Consider the following 14,319-nt stretch of genomic DNA (forward strand, 5'->3'; position numbering starts at 1 on the left):
ACACCCCGATGGCCGTGATCAGCGGCGCGAGACGCGGCGCTTTGCGCAACGGCCGGTAAGCCACGCTCTTGATCGTGTAGCCGACCACCGAGCAGACGGCCGCTGCGATGATCAACGCGATGACCAGCGTCAGCACGTTGCCGAGGCCGGGGAAGTGGTTCTGCAGCACGCCTATGGCGGAGAGCGCGACCATCGCGCCCACCATCAACACGTCGCCGTGAGCGAAGTTGATGATGCCCAGAATGCCGTAAACCATCGTATAGCCCAGTGCGATGATGGCATAAACGCTGCCAAGCACCAGTCCGTTTAGGATCTGCTGGATGAAGATATCCATTTATTGCTCCTTAGCCCGTGCGACTGGATTCGTGTTCTGCATCAGCCGGTGGGTGATGCGCTACGGAATCTCAACGGCACTGCGGGTACTGATGTAAAAGACCGGTAAGGGTTATCCGCCGCCGGTTTCGCCTGTTGACCGGGATGCGGTCGCGGGCTCGCCTTGAACGGATGCAAAAACGGCACCGTTGGGTGGTTCGGTGCCGTCAGGCTGAACGTTCCGTCATCACATTTTCACGACGTCGAGAACCGCTTTCTTGCCGTCCTTGAAGTCGTAAAGCGTAATGGCGCCCTCTTTCAAATCACCCTTGTCGTCGAACGCGATGTGACCGATTACTCCGTTGTAGTCGGTCGATGGCATCGCAGCCAGCACCTTGGGCGCCTCGATCGAATTAGCGCGCTTCATTGCATCGACGACCACGTACACAGCGTCATACGTGAACGGCGCGTAAATCTGCACCGGCGTGTGGAAGCGGTCCTCGTACTTCTTTTCGAAGTCCGCTCCCTTGTCCATTTTCGAAAGCGCCAGTCCTGCCTCCGAACAGACCAGGTTTTGCACGGCGGTTCCCGCCAGCTCACCCACCTTGTCGGTACACACACCGTCGCCGCCAAGGATTTTTGCCCCGATACCGAGCGCCGCCGCCTGCTTCGTCAGCGGCCCGCCCGTTGCGTCCATGCCGCCGAACATGATCACGTCCGGCTGAACACTCTTGATCTTCGTGAGAATGGCCCGGAAATCCGTGGCCCGGTCGTTCGTCGCTTCCCGCGCGACGACTTTCGCTCCGCTCGCCTCCACGGTCTTCGCGAATTCATCCGCAAGCCCCTTACCGTAGGCGGTCGCATCGTCGACGATCGCGATGCGTTTGGCGCCCAACGCCTTCGTGGCGTAATTGGCGAGCGCCGGACCTTGTTGCGCGTCGGTGGCGACGACCCGATAGGTCGTCTTGAAACCCTGCCGCGTGAACGCCGGATTGGTCGACGACGGCGAGATCTGCACGATGACCGCATCGCTATAGATCTTCGAAGCCGGAATCGACACGCCCGAATTCAGATGCCCGATCACCGCGACCACATGGTCGTCGACCAGCTTCTGCGCCACCGACGTACCTGTTTTCGGGTCCGCCGCGTCGTCTTGCGCGTCGAGCTGCAACTGGATCTTGCGGCCGTCGATCGTCAAACCCTGCGCGTTGATTTCCTCGACCGCCAAACGCGCGCCGTTTTCGTTGTCCTTGCCTAGATGTGCGATACCGCCCGTCAAAGGGGCCGCATGACCAATCTTCACAACAGTTGCTTCGCTCGTGGAGGCCGCCGCGACCGCAGCCGCCGACGCACCCAGGTCCGCTTCGCCATCCTGTTTTTTGCCGCACGCGGTCAGCATCACGACCGCGGCCGCGATGGACACGGCGTAAGCAAACTTGACTCGCATTAAGTAGGTCTCCTGCGCCTTGCACCATCCAATGTTCGGGACCGTAAGGCCTTGAGAACGCGCGCATTGTAACTCCAATTATGCGGCAGGCAATATTGTTGAACCGGCAGGGTTTTCCTGCATTGCAACCGCATTTTGAAGGCCAATTCCCTCAAAAAGAGCAACCTGGTTGCGATTGATTTTCGTGCATCAGTTGCACCATCGCGAAACCCAATGGCATCAAGTGTTGCAGCGAATCGGCCCGAGCGCCGGTCGCACCGCGCTTTGCGTAAAGTATTACGTTTGTAGCCGCATTAAAGATCACGCACTATCGTAGTGCGCCAAAATTCAGCCCGGCTGATTTGGTGGATTTTTAACGGGGACGCATCACTCGAAAAGCATAAAGAACCGGATCAAAATTCCTAAGGAATTTGTGCGCAAGGACACCTTGAGGGGCTTTTGTCGATGATATGGCACTTTATTTTCTGCACGCTCTCCGAGAGACAGACGCAAAAAAAGCGCGCCCTGGGGCGCGCTTTCCTTTCAACTCAATCAGCCGTTTGTCAGGCCGGCAGACCCAGCCCGCGCGGCAGCGGAAACGCGATGTTTTCCTCGATACCGTCAAGCGCACGAACGTTGCGTACGCCGAGCTCACGCAAGCGCGCGATCACCGCTTGCGCCAGCACCTCCGGCGCCGACGCGCCGGCCGTGACGCCAATGCGGCGCTTGCCCTCGACCCAGACCGGATCGATCTGAGCGGGCGAATCCACCATATAGGCAGGCACGCCGAGCTTTTCGGCCAACTCGCGCAACCGGTTGGAGTTCGAACTATTCGGGCTGCCGACCACGATCACGACGTCGCACTGCGGCGCCATGAACTTCACCGCGTCCTGACGATTCTGCGTGGCGTAGCAGATGTCCTGCTTCTTCGGCTCACGGATGGACGGATATTTTGCCTTCAACGCGCGGATGATTTCCGCCGCGTCGTCGACCGACAGCGTGGTTTGCGTGACGAACGCAATCCGTTCGGGATCAGCTAACTGCAATGCCTGCACGTCTTCGATGTCTTCGACCAGGTGCATGCCTTCGCCCGCTTGCCCCATCGTCCCTTCGACTTCGGGGTGGCCCTTGTGGCCGATCATCACGATGTCGAAGCCATCCTGACGCATCTTCGCGACTTCGATGTGCACCTTGGTCACCAGCGGACAAGTCGCGTCATACACGCGCAGCCCGCGAGACTCGGCTTCCGAACGCACCGCCTTCGACACACCGTGCGCGCTGAAGATCACCGTGTTGCCGGCCGGCACTTCTTCCAGCCGCTCGATGAAGATCGCACCCTTCTTGCGCAGGTCTTCGACCACATAGGCGTTATGGACGATTTCATGGCGCACGTAGATCGGCGAACCGTGCAGCTTGATGGCCCGCTCGACGATCTCGATCGCCCGATCGACGCCGGCGCAAAATCCGCGCGGCTGCGCCAGCAAGATCTCGGCTTCGGCAAGAGTCGTATCCATGATGCTCATGTTTACAAAATCCCGATGATTTTCACTTCAAACGCCAGCGCCTGGCCGGCAAGCGGGTGGTTGAAATCGAACAAGGCCGACGTCTCGCCGACTTCCTTCAGCACACCTGCGTAGCGGCCGCCCCCGGGCGCGTTGAATTCGACCAGATCACCCGGCGAAAAATCCTCGCCGATCACGCTGTTTTCGCGCAGCGTGGCCAGCGATACGCGCTGAATCAGCTCCGGGTTGCGGGGACCGAACGCCTGGCCCGGCGCTAGCTGAAAGGTCGAATGGTGGCCCACCTTCAAACCCAGCAAAATGTCTTCCAGCGGCGGCGCCAGTTGGCCGGCGCCGAGCAGCAGCGTGGCCGGCTTGTCGATAAACGTATTGATGACTTCGGCGCCATCGGCAAGGGAAAGCCGGTAGTGAAGCGTCACGTGTGAACCGGGTTTCACCTCGGAAATGTCGATGATGCTCATGCAATGCTCGCTCAGTCGAAGCGCGCTGCACGCGTGTGCGGCGGACGCCAGTCAACGCCGCAGGCAACGCGTGTGGCAAACCGTCGTGGTGCCGTGCGCAAAGCGTCTATTGTAAGCCACATAGCGGGCGGCGGCTTGGTCCGTCGCGAGCATGGCGGCATGGCCGCCGCGCGGCGCCGCCCCACCCATCCGAAGCGGAGGACCCTATCCAGATGACCGATCACGTCAGCACAATCGACGCAACGCCCGTGGCGCCGGCCCCGCCGCAGCCACAGGCAAACGCCGCCACGCAATCCGCACCGCCCGCAGGTCCAGCGCGCCTGCGCGGTAAATGGCATAAGAGCGACATGCCGCGCGAGCGGCTGATCGAGCGGGGCCCCGGCGTGTTGTCCGATGCCGAGATGATCGTGCTGGTGCTGGGCTCGGGTCTGCCAGGCCACGACGTCTTCAGCGTGGCGCGCGCGTTGCTGGACCGCTTTGGCTCGCTGCGCGCGATGCTCGACGCGACCTACGCGGATTTCGACGGCCTGCGCGGGCTCGGGCCGGCGAAAAAGGCGCAACTGGTCGCGATCATGGAAATGGCACGCCGCTCGCTGGTCGATAAAATGCGCCGGCGCACGTTGATGAACTCGCCCGAAACCGTGGAAAACTATCTGCGCCTGCTGATCGGCGGCCGCCCGCACGAAGTTTTCGTGTCGCTGTTTCTCGACGCCCGGCATCGGCTGATACGTTGCGAGGAAAGCGCGCAGGGCTCGCTCACGCGCATGGCGGTCTATCCGCGCGAAATCGTGCGGCGCGCGCTGAGCGTGAACGCGGCCAGCCTGATCGTCGCGCATAATCACCCGTCGGGCGCAGTCCAACCAAGCGCGAGCGACTGCCGCCTGACCCACACGCTGCGTGACGCCCTCGCCCTGATCGACGTGCAACTGATCGATCATCTGGTGGTCGGCGCCGACAGCGTCTACTCGTTCGCCCGCGCCGGCTGGCCCTGACACGGCTCTAACCAGGATCGCGAGCGCATGGCGCCAGCTCAGGCATCGCAAATAAGGTTTGATTTTGCGGCTTTTTTTCTGCTAGAATTCCGGTTTGCCTATTTCCAACCCCCTGTTCCGAAGCCATTAAGGCGTTCCGGAAAGGACCAGGCGCCCTGGTTTCAAGAACTTGAGCGCGGATCTTTTCGGGAAACTTTCACGGCGTTCGAACTCAGAATTAGCGTATTAGGAGTGCTCTCATGGCACGCGTATGCCAAGTAACTGGGAAAGCGCCGATGAGCGGCAACAACGTTTCCCACGCGAACAACAAGACCAAGCGCCGGTTCCTGCCGAACCTGCAAAACCGCCGCATTTGGGTGGAAAGCGAAAACCGTTGGGTGCGTCTGCGCATTTCGACCGCAGGCCTGCGCCTGATCGACAAGAACGGTATTGACGCTGTGCTCGCAGATCTGCGAGCACGCGGTGAAGCCTAAGGAGTAAATCATGGCGAAAGGCGCACGCGACAAGATCAAGCTGGAATCGACCGCAGGCACGGGTCACTTCTACACGACAACGAAGAACAAACGCAACATGCCGGAAAAGATGCTGATCAAGAAGTTTGATCCGGTCATCCGTAAGCACGTTGACTACAAGGAAACCAAGATTAAATAAATCTTGGCTCCTGCCTGACGAAGGCAAAAGACATACAAAAAGCCTCGCATTCATGCGAGGCTTTTTGTTTTCTGCGCGCCGTTATCGCGTCATCCCAAGCTTGCCATTCGCTCTTCGCGCCCGCGAATCGTCTTATCCTGTTCGGCCAGCTTTCGTTCGCTCGCTGCGGCGCGTATCCTCTCCTGTTTTAGCGGTGAGCGAATCGCACGCCGCCATGGGAAAACAAAAGACGGAGATGTAGGCAATGGAATTCGATGTAGCGATTGTCGGTAGCGGTCTGGCTGGTCTGAGCGTCGCGCTCAATCTCGCGCAGACCCGGCGAGTAGCGGTGATCGCCAAGCGATCGATGACCGAAGGCGCAAGCGACTGGGCACAAGGCGGCATCGCGGCGGTCCTCGATTCGGCGGACAGCATCGAAAACCATGTGCGCGATACGCTGGTCGCGGGCGGCGGTCTGTGCGACGAGGCCGCTACACGCTTCATCGTCGAACATGGGCGTGCCGCGATCGAATGGCTGATCGCGCAAGGCGTACCGTTCACCAAAGACGATGCCGCCGAACTCGGGTTTCATCTGACGCGCGAAGGCGGCCATAGTCATCGCCGGATCATTCACGCCGCGGATGCGACCGGCCACGCGGTGGTCGCCACACTCAGCGAACGCGTGCGCCACCATCCGAACATCACGCTGCTCGAAGATCACTACGCGATCGACCTGATCACGTCCGACCGCCTCGGTTTGCCGGGACGCCGCTGTCATGGCCTGTACGCGCTCGATCTGCAAAGCGGCCGCACGGTGACGATTGAAGCGCCGCATACGGTGCTCGCGACCGGCGGCGCCGGCAAGGTCTATCTCTACACCACCAACCCGGACACCGCGACCGGCGACGGCATCGCGATGGCCTGGCGGGCCGGCTGCCGAGTGTCGAATATGGAATTCATCCAGTTCCATCCGACCTGCCTGTTCCACCCGTACGCGAAGTCGTTTTTGATCTCGGAAGCGGTGCGCGGCGAAGGCGGCATCCTGAAGCTGCCGGACGGCACGCGCTTCATGCCGAACCACGACGCACGCGCCGAACTCGCGCCGCGCGACATCGTTGCACGTGCGATCGATTTCGAAATCAAGAAGCGTGGCATCGATTGCGTGTACCTCGACATCAGCCACCAGCCGCCGGCGTTCCTGCGCGAACATTTCCCGACGATTCTGGCTCGCTGCCTGGAATTCGGCATCGACATCACCAAGGAAGCGATCCCGGTCGTGCCGGCCGCGCACTACACTTGCGGCGGCGTCGTGACCGATCTGGCGGGCCGCACCGATCTGGCGGGTCTCTATGCCGTTGGCGAGACGTCCTGCACCGGTCTGCACGGCGCGAACCGCCTTGCCAGCAACTCATTGCTGGAGTGCCTCGTGGTTGGGCGCTCGGCTGCGCAAGCCATCGAAGACGAAGGCTTCGGCGCCGCCGTCCACGCGCCGCTGCCGGATTGGGATGAAAGCCGTGTATCGGATCCCGACGAAGAAGTCGTAGTCGCGCACAATTGGGACGAGCTGCGCCGGCTGATGTGGAATTACGTCGGGATCGTGCGCACGGACAAACGGCTGGCGCGCGCAAAGCACCGCCTTGCGCTGTTGCGCGACGAAATCCACGAGTACTACGCGAACTTCAAGGTAAGCCGCGATCTGCTCGAACTGCGTAATCTGGTCGACGTAGCCTCGTTGATCGTCGAAGGTGCGCGCGCACGACGTGAGAGCCGTGGCCTGCACTTCAGCCGCGACTGGCCGGCGACCTTGCCCAAGGCGCTGCCGACGGTGCTATCGCCGGAGTACGTGCGCAATCGCAACGTCTGACACGGTGGGATGAAACGAAAAGGCCATCGCCGCTTGACCGCGGCGATGGCCTTTTCTATTGGACGCGAACGCTGAAGCGCAAGCGTCAAACAATCCGCATCGAGTAATCCGTCGCGCGCACGTCTTTGGTCAGCGCGCCGATCGACACCCGGTCGACGCCCGTTTCCGCGATCGTCCGCACGGTCTCGAAGTTGACGCCGCCGGACACCTCCAGCACCGCTCGCCCCGCCGTGATGCGGACCGCGTCGCGCATCGCATCGAACGAAAAGTTGTCCAGCAGAATGGATTGCGCGCCGTGCGCGAGCGCAGTTTCCAGCTCATCGAGCGTCTCGACTTCGATCTGGATCGACACGCCCGCATTCAACGCCAGCGCCGCGTCGATTGCCGCACCGACACCACCCGCGGCGGCAATGTGGTTCTCCTTGATGAGAATGCCGTCGTACAACGCGAGGCGCTGATTCGCCCCGCCACCCACGCGCACCGCGTACTTCTGCGCGAGCCGCAAACCCGGCAGCGTCTTGCGCGTATCGAGAATGCGCGTGCGCGTATGAGCAATCGCGTCGACATAGCGACGCGTTGCAGTTGCCACACCCGACAGAAGCTGCAGAAAATTCAGCGCGTTGCGCTCCGCGGTCAACAGCGCGCGCACCGGCCCGCGCAGTTCGCAAACCGGCGTGTCCGCGCTCATCCGATCACCCTCGCGGTAACGCCACTGCACCTCGATACGCGGATCGACCTCGCGCAGCACCGCGTTGAACCACGGCACGCCACATAGCACAGCATCCTCGCGCACGATGATGCGCGCATCGCGTATGTCGTCGGCGGGAACCAGGCGACCGGTCTGATCGCCGGTGCCGACATCTTCGGCGAGCGCATCGGCCACGTTGCGCGCCAACGCGGTGTCGAACGCCGCGCCGTACTGCGCGTGAATCTCAGCGAACAGCGGCGACACCGCCTCGATCTGATTGCGCTCCACTGCTCCCTCTAGCACCGCCATCACGCCGCCCCTACGTTCGAATACAGTTGCGCGTCGCGTGCGAGATCGCCGCTTGCCTGCACGCGCTTCTTGTGGCGCGCGGCAAAGTCCAGCATCCGGTCGATCGGCAGACGCGCCCGCTCGCCGATCGCACGATCGACGAAAATTTCGTTGTGGCCGCGCTCGAGCACGTCCGCCAGATTCGCGAGGCCGTTCATCGCCATCCACGGGCAATGCGCGCAACTCTTGCAGGTCGCGCTGTTGCCGGCCGTCGGCGCGGCGATCAGCGTCTTGCCGGGTGCGGCGAGCTGCATCTTGTGCAGAATGCCGAGATCGGTCGCGACGATGAAATGCGTCGCGTCGAGTTTTCGGGCGGCGTCGATCAGTTGCGTGGTCGAGCCCACCACGTCCGCTTGCGCGACCACGCTAGCCGGCGACTCGGGGTGCACCAGCACTTTCGCGCCCGGGTATTCGGCGCGCAGCAGATCCAGCTCGATGCCCTTGAATTCGTCGTGCACGAGACACGAGCCCTGCCACAGCAGCATGTCCGCACCAGTCTTGCTCTGGATGTAGCGGCCGAGATGCCGGTCCGGCGCCCAGATGATCTTTTCGCCGCGAGCGTGCAGATCGGCCACGATCTCCAGCCCGATCGACGACGTCACCATCCAGTCCGCGCGCGCCTTGACCGCCGCGCTGGTGTTCGCGTACACGACCACCGTGCGGTCCGGATGCGCGTCGCAGAAAGCCGAGAATTCGTCCACCGGGCAGCCGAGATCGAGCGAACAGGTCGCGTCGAGATCCGGCATCAGAATGCGCTTGTCCGGACTGAGAATTTTTGCTGTCTCGCCCATGAAGCGCACGCCTGCCACCACCAGCGTTTGCGCCTCGTGATCGCGCCCGAAGCGCGCCATCTCCAGCGAGTCCGCTACGCAGCCGCCGGTTTCATCGGCAAGCTCCTGCAATTCTGCATCGACATAATAGTGCGCGACGAGCACTGCCTTCTCGCGCGCAAGCAACGCGCGGATGCGCGCCTTCAGCGCCACCTTTTCTTGCGCCGATGGGATGGCGGGCACCTTCGCCCACGCCTGCCCGATCCCGCAGGTGGTGCCCTGCGCTTGCGGACGGTCGTACTCGACCGGTTTGATCGCCTGCTGATCCATGATCTCCTCTGCCTTCGCACTGCCGCTGCGGACTGTCAATCTCGTGTCGTTGCAGTTTGCGCGGCCCAAAAAGCAAAACCCCGCCAACGCGGGGTTTTGTGACGTAATGAAATTTTAATAGATTTCGCGATCAAGCATAGCGACGCAGTCGCAACGCAAAATCCTGCAGCGCTTTGATGCCGCTTTGCTCGGCGCGATGACACCAGTCCTGCAACTGGACCAGCAACTGATCGCGCGATGCATTGGAGCGCTCCCACATGGCCGCCAGTTCATTGCGCATGTCGATGTAGGTTTTGAGCTTCTGGCTGTTCGCGAAGATCTGCGGCAACAGGCGTTTCTGCGGCTCGTCCAGCCCGGCTTCTTCCTTGTGGAACCAGCTACGGGCGCCGCGCATGACCTGATACTTTTCGCGCGCACCGACTTCCTTCAGATGCGCAAGTTCCTGCCGATACGCGCGCTTGAGTGCCTTGCCATAGCGGGCCATCACTTCGTAGCGGTTTGCCAGCACCGCTTGCAGCGTGTCTTGATCGAGCACCAGTTTGCCGGTGGTCAGGCGCGGCGTAGGCGCGACCTTCTTCACTTTGGCAAGACGGAACGCCGACATGATGCGGATATACATCCAGCCGATGTCGAACTCGTACCACTTGTTCGACAGCTTGGCCGACGTCGCATACGTGTGATGATTGTTATGCAGCTCTTCACCGCCGATGATGATGCCCCACGGGAAGATATTGGTGCTCGCATCCGCCGAATTGAAGTTGCGATAGCCCCAGAAGTGCGCGAGGCCGTTGACCACGCCGGCAGCCCAGAACGGAATCCACACCATCTGCACCGCCCAGATCGTCAGGCCGACGACGCCGAACAGCGCGACGTTCAGCACCATCATCAGGCTGACGCCGAGGATCGGGTACTTGGTGTACACGTTGCGCTCCATCCAGTCGTTCGGCGTGCCGTGACTGAACTTGCGCATGGTTTCTTCGTTTTTCGCTTCAACGCGATACAGCTCCGCGCCTTCGAGCAATACCTTCCAGATGCCGCGCGTTTGCGGGCTGTGCGGATCTTCTTCGGTTTCGCACTTGGCGTGGTGCTTACGGTGAATCGCGGCCCACTGGCCGGTCAGCATGCCGGTGGTCATCCACAGCCAGAAGCGGAAGAAATGACTGGCGATCGGGTGCAGTTCGAGCGCGCGGTGGGCCTGACAGCGGTGCAGATAGACTGTCACGCCGATGATCGTAATGTGCGTCACGACCAGCGTGTACACCACGAATTGCCACCACGAGAAGCGCAGCAGGCCGTGGGCAAGGAAATCGAGCAAGGAATTCAACAAGGCAATTTACCTGTGGAACAAGAGACACGAGGCACGCGCAGAATGCGCGTGTCAAGAAAGTGAAAGCATACAGCGGAATTGGACGATATTCTACTTGAGGCATCCCCAAGTGTTTGTAACAAATAGGGATTTTTTGTTCGGTATCAAGCGCAGCGCGCCCGCCGGAGCCGGATTCTGGCTCTGCGACATAAGCGCACAATACCGTCAACCGGCGCCCGTCAGCCGGCGCTGTCCGTCTGGTTGGCGGCCGGAGCGGTGATTGTTACCGGTTGCAGCATTGCGTCGACCGCGCTACCGACGACGCGCACTTCGCGTTGCGCGACGGGAATCGAGATGCCGTGCTCGGAAAACAGGCGCCAGATATTGCGGTTGACCGCCGAGCGCACGCCCGCGGTGCCGGTCGCCGCATCCTCGATCCAGAAACCCAGCTCGAGATTGATGCCGTCTGGGCCGAAGCTCGCCAGAAGAGGCGTCGGCGCAGGCTCCCGCAGCACTCGCGCAACGCCTTCGCCGGCCTGCGCGAGCAGGCTCATCGCCTGCTCGACGTCGGATGTATACGCGATCTGCACGGCCGCCTTCGCGTAGCCGCGCGTCAGATACGACGACTGGTTCTGCACCACGTCCGTAATCAGCTTTTCGTTCGGAATCAGCGTTTCGATGCCGTCGAGCCCGCGCACCACCGTATAGCGCGTGCGGATCTGCGTGACCTTGCCCTGCAGGCCGCTCACGTTGATCGTGTCGCCGATGTGCAGCGACCGGTCGATCAAAATGATGAAGCCCGACACATAGTTGCTGGCGATCTTCTGCAGGCCAAACCCCAGCCCGACGCCCAGCGCGCCGCCGAACACGCCGAGCACCGTGATGTCGATGCCGACCAGCGACAGGCTGATCAACACCGCCGCCAGCACGAACGCCGCCCGGCCGACCCGCGCCACCACCACCTTCAGGTTCGCGTCGAGCGTCGTCGAGCGCATCAGGCGGTCTTCGAACGCGGAACCGAGCCACATCGCGACGATCATCGTAACGCCGACCCACAGCAGACCCGTGGTAAGCGAAAGGAGCGTCATGTGGGCATTGGCGAGCCGGAAGTGGACGCTGTCCATCCACGCGATCACGTCGTCCTGGATGCCTATCACGGTGAGCACCATAGCGACCCAGACGACCAGCGACACGGCCTTCTCAACGAGAAACAGCCACGGATGAATCTCGCCGTCCTTGCTGAAGACCCGGCGCGCGAAGAAAAACGCGATGTAAATCAGCCCGATGCCGAATAGCGGCACCAGCGCCAGATCGAGCAGCGACGTATGCATGAACTGGCCGGCGATCGACCGCGCGAGCCACACGAGCGAAGCGCCGATCAGCGGAAACGACGCCCGGTCGAGGCTCTCCGCACCAAAGCGCAGCGTCTGGTAGCGCGGCTGGCGGCGCTGCTCCAGCGCGCGGCGCAACGCGCGCGCGAGTAGCCACGCGACTAGCAACGTCGCGAGCAGGATGCCGACCTGCCACAACATCACCGGCTGACCGAAGTCGCGCACGAGGTCGCTGAACATGTGAGGAAAAATGTTGTGCATGATGTCGCCGATATCGCCGGTGCGCGCGGGTTCGGGAACGACCCGCGCGCACCGGCCAAGACCCGTTGCGCTTAGCTCTGTCGCTCGAGCACGGCGGCAAAGAAGCCGTCGGTTGCGTGGCGATGCGGCCACAGCGACAGATAGTCGCCCATTTCCAGATCGATACGCTGCTCGGCGAGCACATCGCGTACGGGCACCAGCGCGAAATCCGGATGGTCGGCGAGGAACTGCTGCACCACGGCCTCGTTTTCGGCTTCCAGGATCGAACAGGTGGCGTAGACCAGACGGCCGCCCTTCTTCACCAGACGCGCCGCGCTCGCCAGAATCGACGCCTGCTTCGGCGCCAGCTCGGCGACCGATTCCGGCGACTGGCGCCACTTCAGGTCGGGGTTGCGCCGCAGCGTGCCGAGGCCGCTGCACGGCGCATCGACCAGCACGCGGTCGATCTTGCCGGCGAGGCGCTTGATCTTCGCGTCATGTTCACTGTCGATCAACACCGGATTCACGTTCGACAGCCCGCTGCGCGCGAGGCGCGGCTTGAGCTTGGCGAGGCGCCGCTCGGAAATGTCGAACGCATACAGACGTCCGGTGGAACGCATCGCCGCGCCCAGCGCCAGTGTCTTGCCGCCGGCGCCCGCGCAGAAGTCGACGATCATCTCGCCGCGCTTGGGCGCGACCAGCGAGCACAGCAACTGGCTGCCTTCGTCCTGCACTTCGAGCCAGCCGTGCTGGAACGCGTCGAGCTTGGTGAGCGGCGGCTTGCCGACCACCCGCACGCCGAACGGCGCGAACGGCGTCGCGCCGGCCTCGATGCCGGCGTTCGACAGCGCGCCCAGCACGTCGTCGCGGCTCGCCTTGATCGGGTTCGCGCGCAGATCCAGCGGCGCCGGGTAGTTCAGCGCGGCGGCCAGTTGCGCCAGCTCCGCGGCTTCGAAACGCGTGCCCAGCGCCTGACAGATCCAGTCGGGCAGATTCAGGCGAATCCGCAGCGGCAGGCTCTCCGGGTCGATCATCGCGACATGTTCGAGCCACTTCGACTCCGCTTCCGACACGAACGGCTTGAGCGCCGTGCGACCCGCAGTCTGCATCAGGCCGAGCAGAGCCATGCGGCGTGCGGGGCTGCCCGTGCCGCTTTCGGCGAGGTGGGCGAATTCCATCCGGCGACGCAGCACCGCGAACACCGCCTCGGCGATCACGCCGCGCTCGCCGTGTCCGAGCTTCGGATGGGCGCGGAAAAAGCGGCTGGTGGTGGCGTCGGCGGGGCCGTTTAGCCTGAGCACTTCGGCCAGCAAAGTCTCGGTTTGTCCAATCAGAAAACCATGCAATCTCATGCGCCCTCTCCGGCGGTATGACCGGCAAAGAGCCATTGCGGCTCAGGCGGCGTAAGCGTGACGCGCAGGCCGTCGAGAGCCAGGCGCCCTTCGACGAACCAGCGCACCGCGCGTGGATAAATAATGTGTTCGGTTGCCAGCACGCGCTCGGCGAGCGTGGCCGGGGTGTCGCCGGTTTCGACGGGCACCGCCGCCTGCACGACGATCGGCCCGTAGTCCAGTTGCGACGTGACGAAATGCACCGACGCGCCGTGCAACCGCACGCCCGCGTCGAGCGCCCGCTGGTGGGTTTTCAGGCCCGGGAAGCTCGGCAGCAGCGACGGATGGACGTTCAGCATGCGTCCTGCGTAATGATCGACAAAGCCGGCCGTGAGCACCCGCATGAAGCCGGCGAGCACCACCAGATCAGGCGCGAAGCCGTCGATAACCTGGGCGAGCGCGGCGTCGAAGCTGTCGCGGTCGGGAAACTGGCGGTGATCGACCACCGCCGTGGCAATGCCATGCGACGTCGCGAACGCAAGGCCCGCGGCATCAGGACGGTTGGCAATCACAGCGGCGACTTGCGCCGGCCAGCCTTCACGCGCGCAGGCGCGAACGATGGCTTCCATGTTACTGCCCCGTCCGGAAATCAGGATGACGAGTTTTTTCATCCGCGGATTTTATCATTCGGCAACACCGGAACCGCGACGCGCAGCCGTCTCCAACGCCGAACGTTTATAATCATTTGTTTTGCGGCACCTTGGCCGCCC

Annotated in this window: 14 protein-coding genes; 4 read left to right on the forward strand and 10 right to left on the reverse strand. The window is 62.5% G+C overall.

The annotated features are described in order from the left end of the window. The 4 genes from BN2475_RS15480 to BN2475_RS15495 form a co-directional block, all read right to left on the reverse strand. On the reverse strand, positions 1-334 hold a 334-nt coding region (locus tag BN2475_RS15480), incomplete at its 3' end, for an ABC transporter permease subunit (RefSeq protein ID WP_425435537.1). A 225-nt stretch (positions 335-559) separates the two neighbouring features. After that, positions 560-1,759, reverse strand: a complete 1,200-nt coding sequence (locus tag BN2475_RS15485; protein ID WP_094780396.1) for a branched-chain amino acid ABC transporter substrate-binding protein — start codon at positions 1,757-1,759, stop codon at positions 560-562. A gap of 542 nt (positions 1,760-2,301) precedes the next feature. Then, positions 2,302-3,261: a 4-hydroxy-3-methylbut-2-enyl diphosphate reductase gene (gene ispH, locus BN2475_RS15490; protein ID WP_094780397.1), complete on the reverse strand. Its 960-nt coding sequence runs from the start codon at positions 3,259-3,261 to the stop codon at positions 2,302-2,304. Between the two features lie 2 nt (positions 3,262-3,263). Beyond that, positions 3,264-3,719, reverse strand: a complete 456-nt coding sequence (locus BN2475_RS15495; RefSeq protein ID WP_094780398.1) for an FKBP-type peptidyl-prolyl cis-trans isomerase — start codon at positions 3,717-3,719, stop codon at positions 3,264-3,266. A 212-nt stretch (positions 3,720-3,931) separates the two neighbouring features. Between BN2475_RS15495 and radC the strand changes: the two genes are divergently transcribed. The 4 genes from radC (at position 3,932) to nadB (ending at position 7,205) form a co-directional block, all read left to right on the forward strand. Further along, a complete protein-coding gene (radC, locus tag BN2475_RS15500; protein ID WP_094780399.1) occupies positions 3,932-4,711 on the forward strand; it encodes a RadC family protein in 780 nt (259 codons plus the stop codon). Between the two features lie 239 nt (positions 4,712-4,950). Then, positions 4,951-5,184 carry a 50S ribosomal protein L28 gene (rpmB, locus tag BN2475_RS15505; RefSeq protein ID WP_094780400.1) on the forward strand — a complete coding sequence of 78 codons (234 nt, stop codon included), beginning with the start codon at positions 4,951-4,953 and terminating at the stop codon, positions 5,182-5,184. Between the two features lie 10 nt (positions 5,185-5,194). Further along, the gene (gene rpmG / locus BN2475_RS15510; RefSeq protein WP_008919555.1) at positions 5,195-5,362 is read left to right on the forward strand and encodes a 50S ribosomal protein L33; all 168 of its coding nucleotides are present in this window, start codon (positions 5,195-5,197) and stop codon (positions 5,360-5,362) included. Between the two features lie 244 nt (positions 5,363-5,606). Continuing rightward, a complete protein-coding gene (gene nadB, locus BN2475_RS15515; RefSeq protein ID WP_094780401.1) occupies positions 5,607-7,205 on the forward strand; it encodes an L-aspartate oxidase in 1,599 nt (532 codons plus the stop codon). A gap of 85 nt (positions 7,206-7,290) precedes the next feature. Here nadB and nadC read toward each other — a convergent pair whose 3' ends face one another. The 6 genes from nadC to purN all read right to left on the reverse strand — a co-directional run bounded on the left by nadC (position 7,291) and on the right by purN (position 14,220). Next, positions 7,291-8,202, reverse strand: a complete 912-nt coding sequence (gene nadC / locus BN2475_RS15520) for a carboxylating nicotinate-nucleotide diphosphorylase (protein WP_094780402.1) — start codon at positions 8,200-8,202, stop codon at positions 7,291-7,293. After that, positions 8,202-9,341 carry a quinolinate synthase NadA gene (gene nadA / locus BN2475_RS15525; protein WP_094780403.1) on the reverse strand — a complete coding sequence of 380 codons (1,140 nt, stop codon included), beginning with the start codon at positions 9,339-9,341 and terminating at the stop codon, positions 8,202-8,204. Before nadA ends, nadC begins: the two co-directional genes overlap by 1 nt. A 130-nt stretch (positions 9,342-9,471) precedes the next feature. Beyond that, positions 9,472-10,668, reverse strand: a complete 1,197-nt coding sequence (locus tag BN2475_RS15530) for a DesA family fatty acid desaturase (protein ID WP_094780404.1) — start codon at positions 10,666-10,668, stop codon at positions 9,472-9,474. 218 nt (positions 10,669-10,886) lie between these two features. Continuing rightward, positions 10,887-12,239 carry a mechanosensitive ion channel family protein gene (locus BN2475_RS15535; RefSeq protein ID WP_425435538.1) on the reverse strand — a complete coding sequence of 451 codons (1,353 nt, stop codon included), beginning with the start codon at positions 12,237-12,239 and terminating at the stop codon, positions 10,887-10,889. 71 nt (positions 12,240-12,310) lie between these two features. Further along, positions 12,311-13,570 carry an RsmB/NOP family class I SAM-dependent RNA methyltransferase gene (locus BN2475_RS15540; protein WP_094780406.1) on the reverse strand — a complete coding sequence of 420 codons (1,260 nt, stop codon included), beginning with the start codon at positions 13,568-13,570 and terminating at the stop codon, positions 12,311-12,313. Next, a complete protein-coding gene (purN, locus tag BN2475_RS15545) occupies positions 13,567-14,220 on the reverse strand; it encodes a phosphoribosylglycinamide formyltransferase (protein ID WP_094780407.1) in 654 nt (217 codons plus the stop codon). The genes BN2475_RS15540 and purN overlap by 4 nt, the downstream gene beginning before the upstream one ends. Positions 14,221-14,319 lie beyond the last annotated feature (99 nt).

Origin of the sequence: Paraburkholderia ribeironis (genome assembly GCF_900019265.1) — a bacterium.
GTDB classification, from domain to species: Bacteria; Pseudomonadota; Gammaproteobacteria; order Burkholderiales; family Burkholderiaceae; genus Paraburkholderia; species Paraburkholderia ribeironis.